General features: G+C 44.0%; 15 protein-coding genes. 7 read left to right on the top strand and 8 right to left on the bottom strand.

The genetic code is table 11. From position 1 onward, the window contains the following. The first annotated feature begins 222 nt into the window (after positions 1 to 222). Positions 223 to 1,830 carry a hypothetical protein gene (locus H6571_09970; GenBank protein ID MCB9324048.1) on the top strand — a complete coding sequence of 536 codons (1,608 nt, stop codon included), beginning with the start codon at positions 223 to 225 and terminating at the stop codon, positions 1,828 to 1,830. Positions 1,831 to 1,961: 131 nt separating this feature from the next. Here H6571_09970 and H6571_09965 read toward each other — a convergent pair whose 3' ends face one another. Further along, on the bottom strand, positions 1,962 to 2,822 hold the full coding sequence (locus H6571_09965; protein ID MCB9324047.1) for a class I SAM-dependent methyltransferase: 861 nt from the start codon (positions 2,820 to 2,822) through the stop codon (positions 1,962 to 1,964). Positions 2,823 to 3,114: 292 nt separating this feature from the next. Here H6571_09965 and H6571_09960 point away from each other — a divergent pair, with 292 nt between their 5' ends. The 4 genes from H6571_09960 to H6571_09945 all read left to right on the top strand — a co-directional run bounded on the left by H6571_09960 (position 3,115) and on the right by H6571_09945 (position 6,532). Next, complete coding sequence (locus H6571_09960; protein ID MCB9324046.1) at positions 3,115 to 3,327, top strand: hypothetical protein; 213 nt, start codon at positions 3,115 to 3,117, stop codon at positions 3,325 to 3,327. Positions 3,328 to 3,485: 158 nt separating this feature from the next. Then, on the top strand, positions 3,486 to 5,282 hold the full coding sequence (vgrG, locus tag H6571_09955; GenBank protein ID MCB9324045.1) for a type VI secretion system tip protein VgrG: 1,797 nt from the start codon (positions 3,486 to 3,488) through the stop codon (positions 5,280 to 5,282). 558 nt (positions 5,283 to 5,840) lie between these two features. Beyond that, positions 5,841 to 6,140, top strand: a complete 300-nt coding sequence (locus H6571_09950; GenBank protein ID MCB9324044.1) for a PAAR domain-containing protein — start codon at positions 5,841 to 5,843, stop codon at positions 6,138 to 6,140. 77 nt (positions 6,141 to 6,217) lie between these two features. After that, positions 6,218 to 6,532, top strand: a complete 315-nt coding sequence (locus H6571_09945; protein ID MCB9324043.1) for a hypothetical protein — start codon at positions 6,218 to 6,220, stop codon at positions 6,530 to 6,532. A gap of 336 nt (positions 6,533 to 6,868) precedes the next feature. Here the strand turns inward: H6571_09945 and H6571_09940 are convergent, their stop codons facing one another. The 3 genes from H6571_09940 to H6571_09930 all read right to left on the bottom strand — a co-directional run bounded on the left by H6571_09940 (position 6,869) and on the right by H6571_09930 (position 11,027). After that, entirely contained in the window at positions 6,869 to 8,053 is a 1,185-nt protein-coding gene (locus H6571_09940; protein MCB9324042.1) for a GNAT family N-acetyltransferase, read from the bottom strand. 87 nt (positions 8,054 to 8,140) lie between these two features. Further along, positions 8,141 to 9,649, bottom strand: a complete 1,509-nt coding sequence (locus H6571_09935) for a radical SAM protein (GenBank protein ID MCB9324041.1) — start codon at positions 9,647 to 9,649, stop codon at positions 8,141 to 8,143. Positions 9,650 to 9,692: 43 nt separating this feature from the next. Further along, positions 9,693 to 11,027: a B12-binding domain-containing radical SAM protein gene (locus H6571_09930; GenBank protein ID MCB9324040.1), complete on the bottom strand. Its 1,335-nt coding sequence runs from the start codon at positions 11,025 to 11,027 to the stop codon at positions 9,693 to 9,695. Between the two features lie 20 nt (positions 11,028 to 11,047). On the opposite strand from H6571_09930, the gene H6571_09925 reads away from it, so the two are divergent. Beyond that, a complete protein-coding gene (locus H6571_09925; GenBank protein ID MCB9324039.1) occupies positions 11,048 to 12,178 on the top strand; it encodes a GNAT family N-acetyltransferase in 1,131 nt (376 codons plus the stop codon). Between the two features lie 70 nt (positions 12,179 to 12,248). On the opposite strand, the gene H6571_09920 is transcribed toward H6571_09925, so the two are convergent. Both H6571_09920 and H6571_09915 read right to left on the bottom strand, forming a co-directional pair. Then, entirely contained in the window at positions 12,249 to 14,663 is a 2,415-nt protein-coding gene (locus tag H6571_09920; GenBank protein MCB9324038.1) for an aminotransferase class III-fold pyridoxal phosphate-dependent enzyme, read from the bottom strand. 56 nt (positions 14,664 to 14,719) lie between these two features. Next, the gene (locus tag H6571_09915) at positions 14,720 to 16,054 is read right to left on the bottom strand and encodes a cytochrome P450 (protein ID MCB9324037.1); all 1,335 of its coding nucleotides are present in this window, start codon (positions 16,052 to 16,054) and stop codon (positions 14,720 to 14,722) included. Positions 16,055 to 16,152: 98 nt separating this feature from the next. Between H6571_09915 and H6571_09910 the strand changes: the two genes are divergently transcribed. Next, a complete protein-coding gene (locus H6571_09910) occupies positions 16,153 to 17,469 on the top strand; it encodes a cytochrome P450 (protein ID MCB9324036.1) in 1,317 nt (438 codons plus the stop codon). Between the two features lie 413 nt (positions 17,470 to 17,882). Here the strand turns inward: H6571_09910 and H6571_09905 are convergent, their stop codons facing one another. Further along, entirely contained in the window at positions 17,883 to 20,183 is a 2,301-nt protein-coding gene (locus tag H6571_09905) for a BamA/TamA family outer membrane protein (protein MCB9324035.1), read from the bottom strand. After that, positions 20,180 to 25,165 carry a translocation/assembly module TamB domain-containing protein gene (locus H6571_09900; GenBank protein MCB9324034.1) on the bottom strand — a complete coding sequence of 1,662 codons (4,986 nt, stop codon included), beginning with the start codon at positions 25,163 to 25,165 and terminating at the stop codon, positions 20,180 to 20,182. Before H6571_09900 ends, H6571_09905 begins: the two co-directional genes overlap by 4 nt. Positions 25,166 to 25,533 lie beyond the last annotated feature (368 nt).

Raw genomic sequence — 25,533 nt, 5'->3', positions numbered from 1 at the left:
AAAAGCTAAAAGCAACGTGCCTAACTGATATTCGGGCGAGACTCATTTCCCATAAGGAATCAAAATGATTTATCATTGTATCTGTCCCCGTAACATCAGTGAATAAGTTTTGTCCGTTTAAATTTATCATTTTACGTAGCTTTATCCTCAGTTCACCCAAAATGATTTATTATGAAGTACCTGATTCCCTTTCTGTCATTTTCTATTTTAATATGCCTGCTTATGGCTTGTCAACCTAAAAATGAACCGGTACCGGACCAGCCTCTCCAAAATTACGAGGATCTCGTCACCCTGTTCCGGGAGTGGCGCATCTTTGAAAATCCGCCGATGAAAGACGGAGCGCCTGATTATACGGTCGAAACCTTCGAACGGCGGTGGCCCGAATTTAAAAAATTACAGTCGAAATTGCAGGCGATGGATGTGTCGGACTGGCCGGTGGCGCAGCAGGTGGACTGGCATATTGTCTGGGCAGAGATGAATGGTTATGATTTCAATCACCGGGTACTGCAGCCCTGGGTACGGGATCCCGCCTTTTACAAAACCATCTGGACCGAACGCAGTGATGTGCCCGCCCATGAAGGGCCTTGCCAGCACAGGGTGACGGATCTCTGGACCTACTCTTTTCCCCTGAGTCCCGAAGAAAAAAAGCGACTAGTGAGTGACCTGAGTGTGATTGCTCCATTGAATGCACAAGCGCAACTCAACCTTACCGGAAATGCCAAAGACCTGTGGATCGCCGGTATCCGGGATATCCGCACCCAGCGCGAGGATCTGGAAAAGATGCTCGGTTTGCCGGGAGTGGCGGACGATCCTGAACTGGTAGCAGTGATCCGGGAGGCCAAAACCTCAACAGAGGATTTCGTCTCCTGGCTGGAAGAAGCCGCGAAATCCAAAACCGGACCTTCCGGTATCGGGAAAGAAAATTATACCTGGTATATCCAAAACGTACACCTGGTTCCGTTGACCTGGGATGACGAGGTGATGATCCTGAAACGGGAACTCGCCCGTGCCTGGACTGCCCTCAAGCTGGAAGAGCACAGGAACAGGGCCTTGCCGGAACTTGAGGAAGCGGATAGCCCGCAAGCTTTTCAGGCACTGGCAGAATCCTCTGCACAAAGCCTGATGACATTCCTGGAGCAGGAAGATATGGTGACCGTTAAAGATTATTTCGAGCCGGCCTTTAGGGAACATTTGGGCGAATTCATCCCACGGGAAAAGCGAAATTTTTTCTGGATCGGCGCCCACTACGATCCCCGGCCATTGTATTCCCATTTTTACCATTGGTTTGAACTGGCGAGGATGGACCTCGAGCCGCATCAGAGCGTCATCCGCCGGGAACCACTATTGTACAGTATTTTCGACTCCCGGAATGAAGGGCTGGCCACGGCGGTGGAAGAAATGTTCATGCAGGCCGGTTTGTACGACGACAATCCCCGGGTCAGGGAAATTGTTTACATTATGATCGCCCAGCGTGCCGCCCGTGGCCTTGGGTCTCTTTATGCCCAGGCCAATGAAATGACCATGGAAGAGGCAGGAGGTATTCACTCGGAATACACCCCCCGCGGTTGGATGAAAACAGAAAAAGAGCTGCTGCTTTTTGAACAACACCTCTATCTGCGGCAACCCGGTTACGGAACCAGTTACATTACCGGTAAATATCTGGTTGAAAGTGCCTTAGCCGATTTTGCCAGGATGAAGGAGACCAATAAAGAACCTTTCCACATCAAAGACTTTCTCGATCAATTGAATGCCATGGGAAACATTCCCATTTCTCTTGGACATTGGGAAATGACAGGCGTGGATGAAGGCATCAGGAAGATCAGGGAGTAGGAGGGGTGTAAGGCAAGAAGGCGGAATTGTAAAATGTGAAGACATGGATTGAAGCAGGGAATGGTACCTGGCTTAAGAATAGCGTATCCCCAATTCCTCCAGCGATCCGGACTTGTCTTTTGTTTGGTGGTTCACGAGGAATTTATCTTTTTGGTTCCATAAAAAACGCCATATCTTATGAGTTTTTTCCTAAAGCCTTTTATCATATAGCGTAAGGCCCAGGAGTTTTTTAAATTGGGCCAACCCGCTTTAAAAAGTCCGGTTAAAAATTTCCATCGAAAAAAAGTGCTGATTCCAACCTTCCAAAATGGCACAATGGCCTCACTCCAGTCGGCCGACCGGACATCAGTAAAACCGGCTTGTTTTGCAAAAGATTCCAGGGCTTGAAGAGATACCAATGAGCGAAAATGTAATTGTTGATAGACTTTATTCAAAATAAGCTGTTCTGCCTTTTCTAAAACAGGAGGCTCAAAACGATGATACCAGCCAGCAATCAGCAGGTGCCCGCCGGGCATTAACAGATCATAAAAAAGGCTCAATAATTCCTTCTTATCGGCAACGTATTCGAAACTTTCTACCGACCATACCAGGTCAAATTTTTGTTCATCCCTGTCGAGGTTGGCCATATCTAAGGCCTCAATAGTCACAGAATGTTCCGGGCCTGCTGTCCGGGTGTATTGCCGGCCTTTTTCAGCCTGCACGGGGCTAATGGTTATCCCTAAGACTTTGGCATCGAATTTTTTCGCCAGGGTTCGCGCACTTGCCCCTATCCCGCAGCCGGCATCCAGGATATGATTCGCCTGACGGATGTTGCTCCATAAAAGTAATTCTTCTACCAAATCCTCCTGAGCTTTTGCATAAGTTTTATTTGCTTGCCCGGCCTTGATACCATAATATCCCTGGTGCATATGCTCCCCCCAAAGGTGCAACCATAGCGGGGTGGATTGGTCGTAAAATAGTTTGATCCTTTCGTTGAGCATCCGCGTATTCATCAAAATTCAGCTTAAATAACTCAGGTGGTGAAAAATTGCCAGTATGACAGTCTCCAAAATACAAAACACAACGCTTAAAAGGATAAAAGGGGCCTGATTTCAGGATATTCCTTATTCAGTGCAATCCTTACCAAAAACAAAACAGTTTTAAAATACCAAAAAAAAGACTAAATTGGACTATCAAACATGGGATGGAACGATTTTTTCCGCGATTTTTGCGCATACCTTTCCGGGGCAGATCAAGGGCCGATTCCATCTTCGATTCCGATTATTCATTCAAAAAAATGAACACATGCCCATAGAAATAAGAGAACTGATCGTCCTGGCCAAACTCAATAAGGAGGATCAAAATCCACCTGTAAGCGGAACCTCTACCTTCAGTCAGGAGGATTTGAATGAGATGAAAGAACAAATCATCCAGGAGTGTATAAGCCGTATGGAACAAATGATCCGGGAAAGCGAGGATCGTATCGAACAAATGCTCGAAAACAAAAAAATGAGGTGATAACGGTTTTTGAGAATTTTAATAATGACAAAAGTGATTCCTTGAACCCTTTGAACCCTTTGAACAACCCCGACCTACGGTACGATTTCGCCCCGGCATTATATGCACGGGATGAACTCCGTTCAACTGCGCTTAATTCGAACACATAATTAAACAATATGGCAAAATCACCCATCACCTCCGAAATGGACATTGTTTCCCTTACTATATTAGTGCAGGGCAAAAAAATTCATGATAGTTATCAGATCATATCCTGTGAGGTACATAAGGAGGCTTATAAGGTATCAACGGCAACGATTATTTTTGCCTTTCCTTATAATCCTGAAGAGCATAATCTTTTTGAAATCAGCGAAGGACCGGACTTTGTTCCCGGGAATGAAATAGCGATCAAAGCCGGTTATAACTCCCAGGAAGAATATATTTTCAAAGGCATTATTGTCAACCAGGGCATCAGCGCGACTTCTGGTTCGCTCCCGGTATTGAAGGTGAAGTGCAGTGATAAGGCCGTTAAACTGACTCTCGGTCGATCTAGCAGGTATTATTCGGCACAAAAAGAAAGCGACCTCCTGGCGGGGATCATCAATGACAGTGGGTTGACGGCAGCCGTGGATGCTACCGGCTTTATACACCAGCAGCTGGTTCAGTATGAGGCCATCGATTGGGATTTTATCGTAACCCGCGCCCAGGCCAATGGAATGCTGGTCTATTTTGAGAACGACAAACTCCATGTCAAAAAACCGGTCATTGACGACTCCTGCGGATTGGTACTGACTTTTGGACAAGATGTGTATAGTTTTAACGGGGAGTTGGATGCCCGGTTTCAAATGCCCGGGGTGACGGCTCATTCCTGGAATGTTGAGGATCAAAAGTTGCAGGAAGCAAAATCTATGGAGCCGGTCATCCATGATCAGGGCAATATCTCCGGGAAAAAACTGGCCGATGTCCCGGGGCTTTCGGCATACGAAATAAACACCACCGGGCCTGTCGATCAACCCGAACTGGCCCTCTGGGCGCAAGCAGATTTGCTGAGAGCCCGTCTCGCTGCCCTCAGAGGGAAAGTGACCTTCATTGGCAATGCCCTTCCCCAGGTCAATAAAATCATCGATTTGGGAGGATTTGGAAACCGGTTCAATGGAAAAGCTTTGATCAGCAGTGTGAGGCATTTGATCCAAGCCGGGACATGGGAAACCACGATCGGTTTTGGTTTGGATCCGGAGTGGTATCATGAGACCAGAAATATAAATGCTCCGCAAGCAGGAGGGCTGCTTCCCGCCATCCACGGTTTGCAAAACGGGATCGTTTTAAAGATTGATGATGATCCGCAAGGCGAGCATCGCATCCTCGTGCAGGTTCCTGTGATGGGTACTTCAGGGGAAGGCATCTGGGCCAGGCAGGCCCTTGATTATGCCACTTCCGGCAAAGGTCATTTCTTTCGGCCCGAGGTGGGAGATGAAGTAGTGCTGGGCTTCCTGAATGATGATCCGCGTTATGCCGTCATCCTCGGCAGTTTATACAGCAGTAATCACCCGCCGCACTACACTTCAGATCAGCAGAATTCAATCAAAGCCATCATTACGAACAGCGAGTTAAAGATCGAATTTAATGATAAGGATAAAATACTGACCATTGAAACGCCGGCAGGGAACAGCTTTGTTTTGTCGGATAAAGATAAATCCATAACCGTAGCAGACCAGCAGAAGAATAAAATAACCATGACCAGCAGTGGCATTTCAATGGAAAGCTGCAAAAATGTGGTCATCAAGGCACCCGGTAACATTGATCTCATGGCGGGCCAAAACATTGTACTCAAAACTTCCGGAGGAGATGTGTCGCTGGAAGGAACAAATGTTGAGGCCAAAGCCAAGGGCAGTTTTTCGGCTCAAGGCAACGCCTCCGCGGAATTGAAAGCTTCAGGCCAAACGACGGTCAAAGGAGCGGTGGTTATTATTAACTAATTTGAGCTTAGCTTTTTGCAGTACTTTTTGTAGGAAGGAAAGGCTTGTAACCCGGACTTTATTGGTTTTGATCATTTAACCGCCGAATACAATCAGGTGCAGAGTACCTGTCTGGCAGCCAGGCAAGACCTTAATCTTTGTCACCAAACAAGGGAAAGAGGATTCAAGGTGCAGCGCACCGCAACATTCTCTCCATAAATTAAATTTAGGTTGCGGTGCGCTGCACCTTTGATTATTTTTGGGCCTTTTTGTAACAAATATTGCGGTGCTCTGCACCTCAACCAAATTTGTCGGTTATTAAATAAAATTCAATATGCCTGGTCGTAGGAGAAATTTCATTCGTCGGGTATTAAATAGGTACTTAAACAAAATTAAACGAATAAAACTTAGATACTCAGCTACACTGACCTTTAGGTCGGTGTAGTTTCAAACCAAATAAATCGAGGCCTTTAGGCCTTTGTTAGTGGAAAATTCAATAAGGTCGGCGCTGCTGAAAATAATTCAATATTCCTTTAATTTTGTCCATGTAAATAATATTATAAAATAAAACTCAACATTATGCCACCAGCTGCACGACTCACAGATATGCATACTTGTCCGATGCAAACGCCCGGACTCCCTCCGATCCCTCATGTGGGCGGACCCATCGTCGGGCCGGGAGAGCCTACGGTTCTCATTGGCGGCCTGCCGGCTGCTGTGATGGGAGACATGGTGATTTGTGTCGGACCACCCGATAGCATTGTGAAAGGATCGGCTACCGTGATGATAGGTGGGAAGCCTGCTGCCCGGATGGGAGATCCTACCGCCCATGGAGGAACCATTGTGTTAGGATGTCCTACTGTGATGATCGGAGGATAAGGATTTAGGAAGAATGCAATGAAAAGTCAAGAAATATTTCCGTTTGTAATCGCCCGTTAACTTGAAATGAATATGCTATGCAAAGAAAACCCACCCACATAAATCGTCTGACTTTTGAATTTGAATTGAATTCCGAGGAAATGGCTCACTTTGTTTTTAAGGAAACAAGCAACGTCGCCCATACTCATTTGACCAGGCTTTTGGAAAAATATCTTGCCGGCATAAACCCGACGGATCAGCTAGTGGGTATCGATCGCATAACGCTCAACCTGGGCTCATTGGACAAAAAGGATTTTGAGCGACAGTTGATGGGGAGCCTGGAAGAAGCATTGCGGAAGTATATAGAGGAAGCCTTTCCGGATCCCAGGAAAAAGTTTATTAAAAAACCCTAAAATCAATGAGGACGAAATGGCCAAAGAAGTGATTTGGGGCTACAGAAAAGTATAGAACAGGGTGTTGGTCCTTTTATCTCTTTAGGGCGCTGTGTATTTCCAATAAATTTCATCATCATTTTTTTAATTTGATTTCCCCTAAGAGCTTGTCTAAAATTCCATCAATTGGCTGCAAGCGGCAAATTTCATCCTGCTCTGCGTTAAAAAGCCTCGCCTTACCTTCCAGGTATGCCTGCGTTTTTTGCCTTGATCAGAATAAAATTTGCTCACTTTCGCTCAATCATGGAAATTTAGACAAGCTCTAAAGCCATTCCACCCCTGGCCTTATTATTTATGCTAAGGTGTTGTTTTGGGGTTTGGCAATGATTGAAAAACGTTTAGCTGTTCCAGTTTTAATTCAGGGAAAATAAGTAACCGTAAAGATTTAAGGATCAAATGTTGGAATCGATTCAGGCACTTGAAATAAACAAAACGTGGATGATGTACTCCGCCGATACGCATTTTAGCATAATAAGCTGTTTGACCCAAATGAAGCAATTTGACTTTATGTTGAATGGCATAACTGATCATGGCCTGGTAAAGGTTGAAATAGATGTCTTTTGAATCTTTATTTTCATAGCGGGCAGTCCATAGGAAATAGAGCGTATCGTGTTTATGGATGGTAAAAAAATAACTTCGGTCTCTATTTGCATTCGTATAGGAGAAAATTCGAATATCCTTTTGATATTTTTCAAATAAGTTTTCAAAAAAAGGAAGATTCAACGTTTCTAGTTTTACGGTAGCCCGATTCATCACTGCCATATATTTCTCAAAAAATTCATTTACATCAACTTCCCCGGCCGAAAGAATCTGGATGTTGTCTGTGATTAATTTTTCAAGATCGGTTATTTTTTGTCCGTTATTCATTTTAAGCAGGGAACTCTTGATTTGTCTGCGGTAAGAGGTTCGGATGGATTTCAGGTATTCCTGGTAGGTTTTCCAGCGAATAATCATTTTGACATCGGGAATGCTGAATCCCTCAAACCAGTTTAGTTTTAACAATTGCTCTCCCCAGGAAATCCGTTTTGAATTGTCCAGTTCTTTGGTAATTAAATGTTTTACCTTATTGTTGACGGCGATGTCTTTCATCTTTTTTTCAATTAAACCCAAAATTAATTGAGCTTCTGAGTCATTTTTCAGGCTCAGATTTTTATGACCGATGGATACCGGAGTGCCGCAAAACAATATTTTAACTTTAAAAAAACCAGGGAAGTTTTTATTGATCCATTTTACCGCTGCATTTTCACCAATGAAAAGATCGAGGGAGATTTTGAACAGGCTTAATACCGCCGTGGCAACAACTTCTTTTTCTTTAATTGCCATTAAGTACCACATCTTACTGTCCTCCACTTTGGCATTTTCAAGGACCTCCAAAAAGTCAGGAGAATGAAATAGTTCTTCTTCCATGTTATTGAAATTCCAAATATCAGGGGGAACCTCCTTGATGGATTCATGGCAAAGCAGGTTGATTTTTTCAGACATAAACTTTTTTCGCTTTGTTAAAGTAGGTTGGTTCAATGTTTTGGTAAAAGGCTACCATCATTTGTCCAAAGACCTGAACTCATTCTGTCAAAGGACTTTAACGGGCCTGGTCGTCATGGATGAAGGAAAAGAGGCCTTGGTAAATTTATATTCAAATGTTAGGTCTTTTACTTCTTTACCTTTGTATCTGGCTAAAGCAATTTCCTGTGGACTATGATGTTTATGGGCACGGAGAAACTGCCGTCTGATCTTTAATGTTCCAAGGATCATGCGTAAATACTTGAGCGACCAGATACTGGGCAAGGTCCGGTAGGTATTTTGATTCGCTCTTTTGGGATTAAGAATGGTTCTGCTGTATAGTTTTAACAATTCCCGGTAAAACTGCTTTAGACTCATCTTTGTCGGCAATATCATATGGGACAGATCGAAAAGTCCATGAGCATCTTCAGGTACTGTAATTTGATTTTTGAATAATGGCCAGATATCGGCTCCGGGTAGCGGTGTATGCGGGGAGATGTTGATATAATACAATCCGGAATCCTCGATGAATTGCCAAAGCTTTTCCCAGTCTTCTTTCTCATATTCGGCACCGGGTATTAAAGAACCATATGTATCTACTTTATATTTTTTCAATACTTCAATGGCCTTCCTGTTATACACGGCATCACATTCTTTATTCATTCCTTTTAATTCCTCATCCGTGGTGGCTTCCAGGCCTATAAAAACAGCCCTTAACCCCAATGCTGACCATTCTTTGATCACCTCTTCGTTTTGTGCAATAAAATCAGCTCTTGCGTATACCAAATACTTTTTCCTGATATTTTTTGCCAAAAGCAGGTCGGCGATTTTCCTTAAACGGTCTTTATTGATCAGGAAAATATCATCGACAATGTAAATGTCTTCTGCTTCAATGCTTTCTATTTCTCTTACGATGGATTCAGGGGAACGGCTGTAAGGATGTCCGTCGGTTATTTTCCAGGTGAAGCAAAAATTGCATTTGTACCAGCAACCCCAGGTGGTTTTCATAGTGGCCACCGGCTGATGCATGAGGTAATAATATTTGTCTTTGAGGTGTGCTATCAAATCCCTTCTTGGCAGGGGCAATGTATCCGCTTTGGGCATATAAGACCTTTTTTCGGATTGTAACAAAAGGCCCTCTCCAATAGGAAATGACACCCCCGGAATGTCCATTAGATCCTTCCCGTTTTCAAGGCAATCGATGATTTCGGCCAGCAGGAATGTACCATCCCCGATGCCGACGATATCCGTAGCCACATCTGCAAAATCTTCAGGAACCAGTGTTGCATGTACACCGCCGGCAATGGTTAGGCAATCTTTATTCCAGGTTTTTACCTTCCTGAACAGCTTAATGACTTCATTGGTGCCGGTCTTGTAACAACTACTTACGACAACATCGGGAGCGAACGTCTTGAGGCGACGATTAAAACCGTTTTCAACCAAATGATCAAATATCATGACTTCATGATCGTGGAGGTTGCCTGCAATATATTCCAATTCCAGGGGCTCGCAAATCATGATATGTTTGAGGCCTATGGTATGTCGGGGGACAGGAGGTCGTACGAGTAAGATTTTCATAGGTGCAAATTATGAGGCATGAAAAAATAAATTCAAATGCATTTTAGACAATTCCAGGGGTGATCTCTCTGCTGATATGATTGCGGTAAACCATATTAGTGCCCATTACAAATAAACGCATTCTGGCATTTAGATCGGCCGGATTGCTTTTTATGCGCTTGTAGACATTGCTCAATTTATAGAGCTCCCTGTAAGTATTCCAGTATCCTTTTTCAAGAGTTTCGGCGGACATATTTTTTGGATGAAAAACTGCCGCGCCACCCTGGTAATTGGTAATATCAGTGTTGAAAATTCGTCCATCTTCTTTCATCTCTCTGTGCATGGGCGTACCGGGAACAGGGGTTAGGATATATAACCTCGGCAATGCTATACGGCTTTCCATGATGAAATCAAATGTTTTTTCAAAAACAGATTCGTCATCTCCATCCATCCCGAGGATCATTTCAGAAGATATTTCAATTCCATGCTTCCGAATGGTCTTAAATGCTTCCTGGTAGCGTTCCGGGCGGTTCCATTCCTTATCAATATGGGTTAAGCTATCTTTGTTGATGGTTTCAACACCAAAAGAAAGAATTCTGCACCCACTGCGATAAGCAAGATCCAGCATGTCTTCATTTTCGGAGATATGAAGGCTGCACTGGCTTACCCAAATAATATTTTCAGGAATAAGGGCTTCCCAAAGGGCTTTACAATATTTAAAATCCACGCCGATGTTATCGTCGATAAATGCGATATAACGGCTTCCTGAGGCCTTTGCTGCCCTTACATCACGAACAACCTGGTCTATGGGCCGCTTGCGGTATCCCCTGCTAAAAAATTCGGAAATTGAACAAAATGAACAGGGAAAAGGGCAACCCCGGGTGGCTTGTACAGGCCGCCAGAACCCATAATTTTTCATATTCATTTTGTGATAGGCAGGGATAGGAAATTTAGTGATGTCCGGTGGGCTTTTCATTTTATAAAAATCCTTGAGCCGGCCATTAATAAAGTCATCGATCACCTGAGGCCAGAGGTCTTCGGCTTCGCCTTTGACAAGGGTATCCACATGTTCCAGCGTCACCTCGGGGTCAAAAAGACTGACCGCAATGCCTCCCATAACCACTTTGCTTCCTCTCTCCCGAAATTCTTTGGCCAGTTGATACCCCCGAACCACGCCACTGCCTCCCATCCCCGACAAACCGACAAGGTCCCAGTGTTCATCTCTTGGAATGTTTTCGGAGGTTTCAGAGATAATGGTAACGTCGACAGTGTCGGGTGTTAATGCTGCCAGTTGAGCCAATGTTAATGCCGGTAGGTAAGTTTTATTTTGAACAATTGGTTTTCCACTTTTATCCAGACAAGTTGGGCTTATCAAAAGAACCTTGGGTTTTTTAGGCATAATAATGTTATTTTTGTCTTATGAATGGTAATCTAAAGATAGAACATTTCTCTTTAAAGGACAACAGGGTAGAGGATTTTACTCAACTTCCCAATGTTTTATTTAAGGATCTTCCATTTTGGATAACGCCCCTAAGGGTTCAGATAAAAGAAAATTTCAGTCTCACCAAGAACCCTTTTTGGAAATTTGTGGAATCCAGGTTGTTTATTGTATATCGTGATAAGCAAATGCTTGGACGTATTGCCGCGGTTTATCATCCCGGGTATAATTCCATTCATACTAAAAAAACGGGTTTTTTTGGGTTCCTGGATGCTGTGGATGACGCAGAGGTGTTTAAACTCCTTTTTGAGGGTTGTGCTGCATGGTTGAAGGAATTCAATGTGTCCAGAATGATCGGCCCGCTTAATCCAAGTTTAAATTACGAATTAGGGGTACTAGTAGATGGTTTTGACAGGTTTCCAAAGTTCATGATGCCTTATAATCCGGAATACTATAACCAACGAATTTTACAGTCCGGGTTTGAAAAATCCGTTGATTTTTATGCTTATAACCTGGACAGATCTGCCTTTCAATTGTCTCCCAGAATGACAAAGGTCAAAATCTGGCTGGAAAGCCGGTTTGAAATAACATTTGTCAATATTGATTTTAGTAAAATAAAAACAGACGCCAAAAAGGTATTTGAGATTTACAACGATGCTTTTGAAGGGCATTGGGGATTTACTCCTTTTGAATTGGAAGAAGTGACTTACATGGCCTATGAATTAAAAGCTATTGTTGATGAAGATCTGTTTTTCTTTATTTACATCAATGGTTCAATAGCCGGATATATTCTGGCCCTGCCCGATCTTAATGAAGCCATTCGCCATTTGAAAAACGGCCGGTTATTGCCTTTCGGATTATTTAAGCTCTTGTACTACAGCAAAAAAATAAAACGAATCCGGGTATTGAATGTCGGGGTGAAAAGCAAATACAGGCATCTCGGATTGGGGGTTCTTTTATATGAAGAACTACAAAGAAGAATGGGCAAAAAAAACTACGAAGGAGGAGAGTTGTCATGGGTCGTGGAAAATAATCCGGATATGAACCAGGGGGCACAGGAGATTGGGGCAAAGGTGGTTAAAAAGTACCGGATCTATGAGAGGGGACTCTAGTGTAAAAGGTGTTGAGTAAACACAAAGATAAACGGTTTTTTTCCATGGCCATGGCCTTTTAAGCATGCGATCAGAACGATTGTTCCATTTTTAAAGCACCTAATTCAAATCCAAATTGTTTGGATAACTTCAGCGTTTGCCACACGCCTTCCTGGCTAATACTACCAATGGAGCCGGAAAAATTTTTGTGTTCATCCAGTCCCATGACCAATGTTTCGCCCATACAGGCAAAAACATGACCGCTGGGAAGCGGAATCCCTCCTATGATAAAGTCATTGCCTGCCGGAAGATGTATAATCCCTCCTTTTATTACAAGCAGCTCTGGAAAAACCGAAGCGACGGATTGGTCCACATCGGGAGGCACCGCAATGTCGCAAATGATTTTGTTTTTACCGGACAGGTGTTCTGGAAATATTACCGGTTGGCTCGAGTTGGAGGAGGAGATAACTATTTCACAAGAGTTTATCGCTTCAATGCGGCCCGTGATTTTGACCATTAAGGAGGGATTATTTTGAAGCAGTTTATGCTTCAGCTGCTCCACTGCCGGATTTGGGAGTACCCGGGGGATCAATATCATTTTTTTTACCAGGGTGGAAAGGATTTCTGCGTAGGTATTGGCAATGTTTCCACCCGAACCGATTATGGCGATTTCCGAGTTTTTGATCTCCACATTTAAATGCTCCGCAGCATGGCGAATGGCTTCGATTCCCATGCCAACCGTCAGTGAATTGCCAGTGGTGGCTTTGAGTTTTTTCGTCTTGAGTCGTTTCCCGTTATTGGTCAAAATAGACGTAAATCCACCCAGACCCAGCACCTGGCAACCGGCCTTTTCAGCTAAATTGGCTGCATGCTGAATTTTTTTGACGATCCATTGGAAATTTCGGGAGCGGTATGCTTTTTCAATCTCGCGAGAGTCCAGAAACATACCGATGAAATTGAGGTGCACGCTATCCCCTTCGGGTGTTTCCACGTTGACCTGGTCGAAAATAACAGGATCCAGGAATTTCGCCGTTCTGCTAATCAGCTTTTCCAATTCACACACAGACCAGTTTTCAAAAGAATGATCCCAAAGGGTCAGGTCATTTGCCGAAATAAAATGACCTAAAAAGGCCACTTTCTTTTTGCCGGCAGGAGATTCGTGTTTAAAAATATTCGAGGAACGATAATCCGTAATTTTATCCGGTTTCCGACTCGCCAGGAAACCCAGGAAACTGCCTGCATCTGCTTTTGAAATAATTTCACAAACACTCCTCAAACCGCTCAGGAAGCCATGAACCTGCGGCTTCGTAATATAGGCTGAAGGCTGAATTCTTATAGTATTCGGACTGCTAAGGGTGGGCATGACCCGCACTTTATGTTCATTCAACAAATACCCGGCAATGGCATAACCAAAATATTCTGTGTCGGAAAAAATACGAAGCAGGTTGGAAGAAGAAGCTTGTTGCTTTTTAAATTCTATGCCTAACATCAGGCCTCGCCCTCTCACTTCTTTGATGACCTCCGGGAAATCATTTTGAATTTTTAAAAGTTCTTCATAGAAATAAGATCCTTTCCGGGCGCATTTTTCAGCGAGGTTTTCTTCTGAAATTATTTCCAGGACCCGTTTTGCAATGGCCGCACTAAACCCGTCGTCGGCAAAGGTTGAGGTGTTCAAAATAGAAAATTCATTCACAAATCGCCTGTCGTTGATGAGTAAGGCTCCAATCTTTGCAATGCCTCCGCCCAGGGCTTTAGACAAACAGATATAATCTTTTCGCAAACCGATCTGATCAGAGGCAAGCCATTGGCCGGTTCGTCCCAATCCTGTTTGAATTTCATCTGCAATGATCGGGATGTTAAATTTTTGGGTGACGGTATTTACCCAATCCACGAAAGTGGAAGGAAGGGGAACCACACCACCTTCTCCCTGTATCGGTTCGATGATCAAAAAGGAAACGTCATCAATCGTCGCCAGGGCCTCCTGCCAGGTTTTCGGATCCGCAGGATCCAAAAAATCTATTTGCAGATCATTTCTTTCAAAAGGGGTGTTATGCATTTTTGAAAAGCACAGTGTACCCAGGGATTTGCCGTGATAAGCATTTTTAAGTGCCCAACACCGGGTTTTTTGATTTTCCAAAAAAGCATGTTTTACGGCAGACTCAACCGTTTCTGCACCGGTATTCGTCAGGATAACCGTGTAATCGCCAAACATTTCCTGCAACTTTCTGCTCAATTGATCAGCCTCCTCCCTGATGGAGCCCTGTACGAAAATCGGAACTTGTTGTCTGAAAAAATCAGCAATAACGGGGGTAAGCTTTTTATGAAAATGACCCAGTAAATTTGCCCCGTAAGCTCCGACGAAATCGGTTATTTCAATTTCAGTACCATCGACGGATTGGTACAGGGAATCTCCTTCAGCACGAGTATAAGCAGCATTCAACCCAAGGGCCTCAAGTTTTTCTTTAAGCTCATGTCGGTAGGGTTCTGGCGTTTTAGTATTTTTCATTGGATGGAAATTCTGAAGGTTTTTGATAATGGTCCAATATGGGGTCACGGACATCCTTAAGTTCTTTTTGTAAAGCGCATCACCATGCCGTTTTTTGGTTTCAGTGTGGAAAGGGAAAGGGGGTGCTTATGTCCTTTTTCCATCCATTCAAAATCAAAATGCCGGCAAATTTGGGCGATCGTAAGCACCATCATAGGCGTGGCAAAATACCGGCCAATGCAATGATGTTTGCCAACGCCGTAGGGGTGGTAACAGTTGGACGGAACAGGCGTTTTGTTTTCGGGATCAAATCGCTCCGGTATGAATTCGTCTGGCTGCTCCCAATATTTCGGATGACGATGCAGGGCGAAAAGGCTGATGAAAAATGAATCTCCTTTTTTAATTTTAACCCCCTGGATTTCATCTTCTTCAATACAATCCCGAAGCGAAGCATAACTTGGCGGATATAATCGCATTGACTCTTTAATTACCTGTTCTGTGTAGTTTAGTTGATAGGTATGCTCTCCTTTCAATGCTTTGTCACCTGTTACCCGGCTGATTTCAGCCCTGACCTTATTCAGTACTTTAGGATGACGTGCCAATAGATACAGGGCCCAGGCTTCTCCGACCGCTGCCGTTTCGGTGCTTGCGCCCAGATGCACAATCAACTCGTTTCGAATATCTTTTTGTGAAAGATTTGGTTCGTCGATCAACCGGTTCAGTAGGTTTTTATCGGCTTTAAAATTTTCCTCGCTTTTTGCTTTTAAAATACTTTTTGCGCAATAGTCGTCAAAGAAAAGCAAATGCTTTTGCGCCCGTTGATTCCGCCCGTTCAACCAACCCGTCAGCGGTCGCCAGGGGAATTGACTTCTCCATGAAATGGTCTCCTGCCCGTCACCAATTTTCACTGCGATTTGCTCATAAGTTTCCGCTGCATCCAATCCGAAAATGGTTTTCAAAATGATTTCGGTATTCATCCTTGAAAAAAGACGGAGCGCATCTATTTCCTTTCCCTCACCTACCTGCCAGTGATCCAGGTGTTTGCGGGATATTTCCGCCACGTCAGAAAGATATGCCCTGACTTTTGTTTTGGTGAAAAACGGACTTTGTAATGTGCGCAAAAACAACCAATCGTCCCCCTCCAGACTTCCCATAGCCCGGCCAATAATGGCTCGAAGTTGTTTCCAATACATCTTACTTTTTTCGTAAGACGATTCATTGGCGATCATTATATGATGTAAAATTTCGGGATCGGTAACGATGAACAAATTGTAACCTGGGAGGGTCACTTTGTAGAAATCTCCCTTTGCCAGCCCTTCTTCTATGGTAAACAATGCCGGGTTGCGAAGAAAACCGGTAGAGATGCCCAGGAAATTGTTTCCCTTGTGAACAGGTATTTTGGTTATTAGCATAGGGCTCCATTTTGTTCTCCTAACAAAGATAAAATTATATACGGAAAACTTTATCTTTAGGGTCAGGGGAATCCTTTGGAAAACAAAACATAATAGTTATGAAAGCATCCGGTCCCACAACGATGGAATTTATCAAAGGGGTTAAGCAGACAACGCCTGATTTTTTCAACGATTTGCGAAAAAAATATGGAGGGATCGTTCGCTGCAAGGTCCCGTTTGTACGGCCAATGTATTTATTGAGCCATCCCGATTATGCGAAATATGTGTTGTCTCACCATGCCGTTAATTTTGTCAGACAGGATTTCGTTTCGAGGCGATTCAGGGCGTTATTCGGCAATGGAAGTGTAGTGGCTGAAGGGGACCTTTGGGCGCAGCAGCGGAAAATCATCAGCCCTGTTTTTCAAAAAAAATATTTGGAAAATGTTTTTCATATCCTTGAGTCCCAAACGGAGCATTTAATTGAAAAATGGAAAGCAAAGGCACGTGCCGGTGAATTCGTTGAGGTGCACAGTGAAATGCAAAACCTGACCCTTGATATGCTTTGGAGGGTGTTGTTTGGTTATCCCACAGACGGAATCCGGGACCAGGTGTTCAAACCGGCAGAATTGGGCATTGATTACGTGGGGGCGCCGGTGCCGTTTTACTTTTCCAAATGGCTTCCGACCTACGCTAATCTAACCTTTTATTTTTCCAATAAAAAGCTTGAAAATCTGATCCTGAACATTGTTCAGGAACGGAGGAAAGAAATCGGCAAACGCGGGGATCTTCTCGATTTCCTGCTTCAGTATAAAAACCCTGAAACCGGTCAGGGCCTGTCTGACCGGCTGATCGTTGAAGAAATTAAAACCATGACCCCGGCCGGTTATCTGACGACCTCTGCCGCTGTTGCATGGTTGTTTTTTGAACTCGGGCATAATCCCGGACATATTAAAGAAATCAACGATGAATGCCAGTTGGTTTGGGGTGAGGGCAGTTTTGATTATGAAAAAATGAGCCGGCTTAAAAAAACGACTAACTGCCTGTTTGAGGCACTTCGGCTCCATCCCACTGGCTGGACCATTTGGAGAAGTGCAGTGGAAGCCGATGAAATCGGGGGCTATGAAATCGAACCCGGAGCAACGATTATTACCTCTCCTTACACCACCCACCGAAATCCCGATTTTTGGGAAAATCCCGAATCTTTTTATCCAAACCGTGATTTTTTTTCCGCGACCGATTATTCTTTTTTTCCTTTTGGCATGGGACCCCGAAAATGTCTCGGGGAAAATTTAGCCATGATAGAAATGCTGATCATAGTCCCTATGATTTTGAAGACTTTCAGATTTTCACTGGTAAAAGGACAGCCATTCGAAACAGATCATCGCGTTATTTTGACGCCGAAACCCGGGGTGAAGGTTATGTTGGAAGAGATTTGATTCATTATAGTTTTTGAATAGGGAAATTTTACATATTTTTCCTGGGAATCAAATTTTAAAAAGGCCCTCCATCGCCCTTTGCTTATTGAATTTGATTTAATAACCGCAGAAAATTATAATAGGTGCAGAGCACCGAAAAATTTGTTGTAAAAAGATTAAAAAATCTATCTAAGGTGCAGCGCACCGCAACATTCTTTCGATGTTCGAAGGTTTAGGTTGCGGTGCGCTGCACCTTGAATCTCCTTAATCTGTGTTTGCCAACACAGATTAAGGTGCTCTGCACCTAATTTTAATTCGGCGGTTCATTATTTAATTTCAATAAGCACTGGGCAATCGAAATTTTATTTAAAGCGATTATTTTTGTTACACGATAATCATTTTAATAGAATAAATAGCAGTAAAATCAAAACCACTCAAAACGGATACCCAATAGCCAAATGAAACACTACATTCTCGGAACGCCAGCCCGCATTTAAAAATTTCAAATCCTTAAAGGTCCATTGAAAACCCTGTTCTGAAACAGGCTTTCGGATGGGGAAAGCTCCATCGAGGCGAATCACAAAATATTCGAAGTCTATGCGCAGACCAATCCCTGTTCCTACGGCGATCTCCTTGTAAAATGTTGAGCCGTTAAACTTTCCTTCGGCCTGTGCTCCAATGGTATCATTAAGCAACCATATATTGCCGGCATCTACAAAGGCCGCTCCTTTTAAATAGGAGGCGATATCAAAACGATATTCCGCATTAAACTCAATCTTAATATCCCCGGTTTGATCAAAATAATTTTTATCATTGGCGACCGGGTTGATATAACTTCCAGGACCCAATTCCCGCAACCGGAAAGCCCGGAGGCTGTTGGATCCTCCAATAAAAAACTGCCTGGAGTAAGGGGCAACCGTTGTATTTCCGTAAGCGGCGATCAGTCCTCCGCTTGCCCGAAAGGCCCAGGTATGTGATCGGCGCTGTTGGTAATAACGAAAGTCCGAGTAGAGCCTTATAAATTGAGCAAAGGGAGTTCCAAAAAGGGTATAGGTAGATTGGGAGGGTTTAACCGCTTTGGATAGTAAGTAAGGAATATTGCCCGCGTATTCAATCGAGCCGGACCAATAATGATAAGGTTGTATTTTATTAAGTTCCTGGGTGGAATGATTGAATTGATAACTTCCTCCCGGGATTAAGATATTTCCAAAGCTTTCCCTCAGTCGCCGATCGGCATCCAGTTCTTGTTGGAAGTCCTCGGTGATATTAAAAGTGGTGGTCTGGTTAATGGAAACGGGCGAAAATAAATGCTGCCATTGTTTACTGGACCGCCAGTCATAGATGGCTTCGCCGGTGAGCCCGTTGGTCGTAAAAAAACCATTCCTTACCTGGTAGGCATCCGACAAGGTGAACCGGGTGCGTGGCACAGCGCCCCTGTATAATCGCTTTATCTTGAAAGGCACCAATAAATTGGGAAGGGATACAGAGGCCGCCGCTGAAACGACCAGGGTGTTGATGAACTTTGAGCTATTGCCCACCTGCGTTTCTCCTCCAACGGAAAAACTCAAATCCAGCCGCTCTGCTCCTCCAAGCCAGTTTTTATTGGAATAATTGATAGCAGTGGATATGCCAAAATAACTACCTGACCGTGTATTGGCCTCAAAATCAAACCGCAAATCCCGCACCTGGGCAGGCATGAGGTAAAAATAGCGATCCAGATAAAGCTGATCGTCGACCGTCCTCTGTTTATAACGTAAATTGATCAGTTTATAAACCTCTAAATTTTGCAGGTAATTGATATTGCCCAGTTGTTGCTGACTGTTATACAGCTCACCTGGCTGGCCGCTTATGGATCGTCGTAACAGCTTGTTCTTTAAATAATAGTAATTTTCTATGATGGTCAACTCCTTGTATTCAATGGTGTCGGTGGTCTGGTCGGGCACATTTGACAGGGAATGAGTCGCATATACGGTGGTCGTTCCAAGCCGGGACTGTTTAATATCTTCCTTGTCATTGGATGGCTTCCATTCCAAATATACATTGACCAGATCATCCTGTTGCGTGGTGTCCACATAATAATAAATATCATTTTGTGTTAACCCATAATAACCATTCCGGGTAGCGATATTAACCAACCGGGTTCTTTCATTGTTCAGGTTTTCCGTGCGATAAATGCTTCCCTTTTTTAAAAAGGATTGTTGTTGGTTCCTACGGGTTAAGGTATCCAAAACCGACTTTCCTGCCGGCAGAAATATTTCATTGATCCGGTATTTTTTCGGCGCGAAAACAGTGTAAACGGCTTGTACACTTTTTCCTTTATCAATGGTATCCAGGGTCACGCTGGCGTTAAGATATCCGATATCGCCCAGGTACTTTTCCATAACCAGTTTACTTCGGTTCAACAGGTCATAGTCAAAAATGGACGGGGCTTCTCCTGCTTTATACTTGAGCCAATATTTTAATCCTTTTTGTTTTTTGGGGACTTTGAATTGGTTAAATATCCACAGTTTAAGGGCGCTGTTGGCTTTCGGGCGAACCTGGTAAATCAGCTCTTCCTTTAAATTTTTTTTGTTTTGTACCGCAGAAGGTTTTGTAAATGTAACGGTTGCTCCCTCGAATAATTTCGAGCCTTTTTCCAAACGGCGCGTTGGGGAGCAGGCACTCAGAAGCACCAAAGCAAGCAGTGACAGGATGATATTGTTCTGACGCAGTATGTATCTTTGACCGGCCATCATTTTTTTCGTTTTCGCTCCTTGTTTTTAAATTTTTTCCTGATAGAAATCCCTGTTCCCGTTCGGGTAACATTGCCTTCGCTCAGGGCATCATAATCGCTTTGGCGATACACCCTGAGCAAATAATTGCCTGAAGGGGTTAAGGAATACTCCAATGCGAAGTCGCTGGTAAAAGCGGTCAATACCTGGCTGTCTTCACCAGAAGCCCCAACATTGAGATTGCCGCCCACTTTGATCGCTAAATGGTCATTAAAAATGCGTTTTGACAGGCCGAGCTGCACTTCTGTGGATACGCCGGGATTGATGTTGACATCATCGCCGGGATTATAAGCTTCCACGCCCAGGGTAAGGTCAACTCCTTTGATCAGTTTATTGGCAAAGTTATTCAGCTGGCTGGTGACTAGTTTACTCACACTGGACAGCAAGACGGCTTCTCCTGCATTGGAAACAGAACCACTGTTATTGGCACTGCTCAAAAAACTGTTGAACAATAATAAACCAAATACCTGGGTATTCAATTCAGTTTCATTGTTTCGGATTTGATCCAGCCGTGTTTTGGCGGCCTCCGCCAGGGATCCCTGTGTATTGCCTGGCAACAGGATGTCAAAGGTCAAAACCGGGTTTATTAAGTCTCCCTTTATTTTCATTTGCAACTGTACATTTGCCCGTTGATTGAGGGCAGAAGGGTAGTCAGGGACCAGGTCAGTCAGATTGGCCCGGGTTTCATAAAGGGTGGTAATATCGAGCTTCGCCTTTAGTGGATCTCCGTTAAACACAATACTGCTCCCCTCGGAAATTTTAAATGCTCTTTTTAGCAACTGTTCATAATTAAAGGTGTACGTACCTTCTGTGATGCTGTAATTTCCATTGAGCAAAACATTTCCGGCCTGATCCATTTCTACCGTGAGGGCAGAACGGCCGCGGCACACCAGTTTGTCGCCGGTAAGCGGATCAATAATAACCTGGAGTTCGGCATCCGGGGTCAGTTCCAGGTTGAGTTGCAGATCAATGCCTGGAGAAGTCAGCTTATAGTTTTTTACGTAATTGGTATCCCTGCCCAAACTATCCGGTGCCGGTTGGCCAAATACGATAAAATCTTCCTTAGAAATGGACTGCTCCTCGGTCAATGGCACTACAAAAAATTTGGTGCCTGGTTCGGTGCGGGCGTTGATGTTGAATTCGGGTTGGGCTACCGGGCCGTTGATGGATATATCCGTTTTTAAAAGTAAGGTGCCATAAAAAAGCTCATTGTCTTTTGCCGTGGTGTTCAGAAACTGAAAACGATCGGTTTTAAATCGCAAATCCATAGCTATTTGATCGAAAAACTGATGCCTTACTTTGCCACTCAAAATAGCCACCGGACGACTGACCTTGCCGGTGGATGTCAATACCTGATTAGTCACATCGGTCATTTGCAGGGTTCCAAAATCGATCTCATCCTCCGTGAAAATAATGAACCCCGTGTCAATTTGATAAGTGGTATTGACATAATCAATGACTGTTTTTATGTTATTCAGGACTAAAGTACCGTTTAGAACAGGTTGGTCCGGACTTCCTTTGAGGCTGAATTGTCCATTCAGATACCCTTCGCTGTCATGGATCAATCCCTTTACAAAAGGATCGAGGACACGCATTTCCAGTTTTTCCACTTCGGCCACGGCATCAAATTGTCTTTGGTCAATATCATATTGGCCATTGGCCCGGATAGTCGATCCTTCGCCGGCAAGATTGGCTTCCAAATGGATCAGTGGTTGATTGATCAATTGGGTGGCCTTTAAATTGAGGTTGCCGACCAACACCGTATCCAGTTTCCATCCCTGTAGATTCAGATCAGCCCGGTAATGGAGGTTGGCCTGGATATCACTTAAGGTGGTCTTCCCATCCAAAATCCCTCCTGTATAACCATCGGGATACCCCAGTAACATGCCGATGTAATTAAGGTCGAAATGGTCAAAGGAAATATTGATCAGACTGGTGCTGTCGGAGAGGTCGCCCTGGCCTTCGATAAATATGCTTTCTTTTTGTTTTTGGAACGCCATATTGCTGATGATCCATTGCTGATTCCTGTCATACCTTATTTGATTGTCTTCCGCAATGGTCCAGTCGTCCCTGTCCAATAGTATTTTTTCGTTAAACCGAAAAACAAGCGTTCCAGCTTCCTGGGTGAGGTTTCCGCCAATGTGCGAATAAATCGTATCCGGACCCGAAGAAGTCAGGTCTGTTTGTAAACTGTCATTTTGTAACACCAGGGTCAATTGGGGTTGTGAGATTAAACTGGCGGCCCCATTATGTAAACTATCGGCAAAAACGAGGGTTTGCAGCCCATCAGCATTGGCCCGGGAACTTACATGAAGGCCATTTATCCGGTAGCCTGCATATTCCAGATTCGGTACCACGCCCTGGATGTTCCAGATATCACGGGTATTATCAAACTGTAAGGTCAAATCCAGGGCCTCCAGTTTTTTTAAATCCGGTAAAAAAATACTCGTCAACGCTGTTGGATCATTGAGATGCAGATAGGCGGATATATTGGTCGGCGAGGGCAGCAAAGTATCCCTGTCTGTGCCCTTTTCATCGGGCCGATCCCGAAAAAGCAGGTTGGAATTCAGGAAATAGGTGTCCAGCCATGTGGAGCCTACCCTGGGAAGCTGGCTCAATTCATATGTTCCGGTGAGGCCAAAGGACAACAAATCACTTTGTACCTTCAACTGTCTTTCGTAAAGGGCGTCCAAATGGCTGCTGACGATTATGGAATCGGTTTGATAACGGACAGCAGCATCAGAAATGGTCAGGTAATCAATAAATAGGTCGCCTTCCAGTTGATCCACCTTGGGGTTGGAACAATTGACTGCGATACGGGTGTGCAAACCAAGAGGATCCTCAGACAAACCAAGAGCCTTAAAGTCAATGGTATCCACCTGTAAAACAAAATGATAAGCGGGCACCGTATCCGCCAGCGAGATGAGGCCTTCATAGGTGAAATTTAAATTGGGGTCTTTTAATTGAGCCAGGCCGTCAAAGACCGATTTTTCCAATCGACCGGCTATGCTAAGACTGTTATAAGTATATCCTTTATAGGTCATGTCACTCAGGATGGCAGATAATTGAGTGTCCCAATCTTCAGGCAGCAACCCTTTTCCCTCTACATTCGCGATAAGCGTGACCGTACTCAACAGGGGATCTCCGATGACCTTTCCCAGGTCGAATTGCTTCAGGGCAATATCTCCCTTATAAGCAGCATTGGAATAATCCGGTGTAAAATTAAAAGCGGCATTGACTTGTAACTGACCCATGTCGGATCGAAGGAGAAGGTCGGTGGTAAAGTCAGTCAGGCTTCCGGCATAGGTTCCGGTCAAAGCCATATTTCCCAGGTCATCCACAAACGCGGGCAAGCTGTCTGAAGCAAAACCTTTCCACTGGTCGGGATGGGTCAGCAAATGATCTATCTGTATCTCAAAGAGGGCCGTTTTATAATCCGGCAGTCCTTTAATATGAGCATTACAAAGGAGTTGAGGGCCGCTTTCTGTTTTTAGGTTAATATTTTGGGTTTGAAAATCAGCCAATCGTCCGTTGATCAAGGCTGACAATTGCATGTTTCCCCAGCTTTCCAATGCAGGAGGCAAGGTGCCTTTGGGCAAAACTGATTGCATCTTTTTATAATCGGCTGTTAAGGTTTTAAGGTCAAGCTCAAAATTGAGCCGTTCCTTATCTAACCAATGGTTTAATTGTCCCATTACTGCCAGGCGCAAATCCGCTCCCTGTGTAATGTCCAATTGTTGGATAAAGAGTGCTGCCAGGGAACCTTGTATATCGGCATCAATGGTAATGGGTTGGGAATCATCGGGGAGCAGTACCTCCGGGAGCAATAAATGAATGTCTTTGGGCGCAATACGACTCTCTTTGATCACCCATTGCACCTGGAAATCAGCGTTCCTGTTGCTATCCTGGCTGGTAATATGCACCAGGCTGTTAAAATCCGGATAGCTCAATTGAAGGGACTGTTTAACCTGTGAATCATTGGTATGGATGTCAAAATCATCCAGATGGAGGATTTTATCTGTAAAGTGCATTTGACTGCTTAGCTGTTTGACCTCTATCCCTGAATGATCTTTTAACGCAAGGGATCTAAGGTCCATACCCATTTCAGCGGGGCCAATTTCAATAGCACCAACGTCCAATTGGAAATCCTTGATGGCTATGTTTTGCGGGTCGAAGGCCGGGGCAGTTTGGTGATTGTTTTTTTTCCTGTACTTGAATTCGCCATTTTGAATGCCCAGGGTTTTAACGGATATCCTCCATCCCCAACCAGGAAAGTTAACCTCGCTAACGGGTGTCGCCGGTAAAACATCAGGTGCCGGTGGCGTATCAAACAGGTAATGAACAAGAGGATGAACCAAGGCGAGCTGCCTGATAGCGATTTGTTGGTTTAGCAGGTCAAGGTGGTCGATATCAGTAGCCATGGAATCAATTGTGCTCACGATTTGCGTTCCTGTTTGTTCATCCAGATAGTCAAAGTGAATATGATCCAGGTTCAATACCTTTGGATCTATTTCCCAGGGTTTGCCTGGGGCTGGTGGTTCGTCGGAGGCAAAAGCGTCCAGGATAAACTGGTAATTAGTAATGCCTTGCTCGTCGCTTCTCAGGCGCAGCAAACCATCAGACAAATCTAATTCACTGATCACCACCTTTCGTTTCCATAATGCTGAGGGGCTAAAAACAAGCCGTAACTTATCCATAGCCAGCAGGGTGTCTCCCTGCAAATCAAGCATGTAAAAACCATTTACCTCGAGCCGCCGCAACTTACGCCAGCGGAAATCTCTGATCCCTACTTTGCTGCCTGTTTTTTGAGCAAGCCATGTGACCCCTTTTTGTGCCGCCGCATTTTGTACCGATTTGACCTGTGATAACAGCATCAAGGTCAGCAGCAGAACGACGATGCCGATGACCAGATATTTGAAGATCTTAAAAATGCGGTTAACTTTCAAAAGTGTTTCCTGATTTTTGTTTGACTGATTGTCAAAAATACAATCGATCCTGACTAAAATAATCCAGGTTGCGATAAATCGACAACCTGGCAATTTTTAATATACAAATCCCAATTCTCAAAGGGATATCAACTAAAAATCACCAATTTGAGGACGGTAATTTGTAATTTGAACTTTTCCCAAGTTGCATTACCACTTGGGTTAATATAGGCAAATTTAGGATAAGGATGGGTTTCTTTTTTCAATCTTAGGTCAAAAACATCGGCCATCAGGGTAAAGGGGCAAATCAAATCTATCCTCGTCACTTTTCAAAAACAGATCAGGAAAAAAAGGAAACTGCCAATTTATCCAATAGCCATCTCAAATAT

Source organism: Lewinellaceae bacterium, from assembly GCA_020636105.1.
In the GTDB taxonomy this organism is placed as follows: Bacteria; Bacteroidota; Bacteroidia; order Chitinophagales; family Saprospiraceae; genus BCD1.
This window is presented reverse-complemented; position numbering and strand designations above follow the sequence as displayed.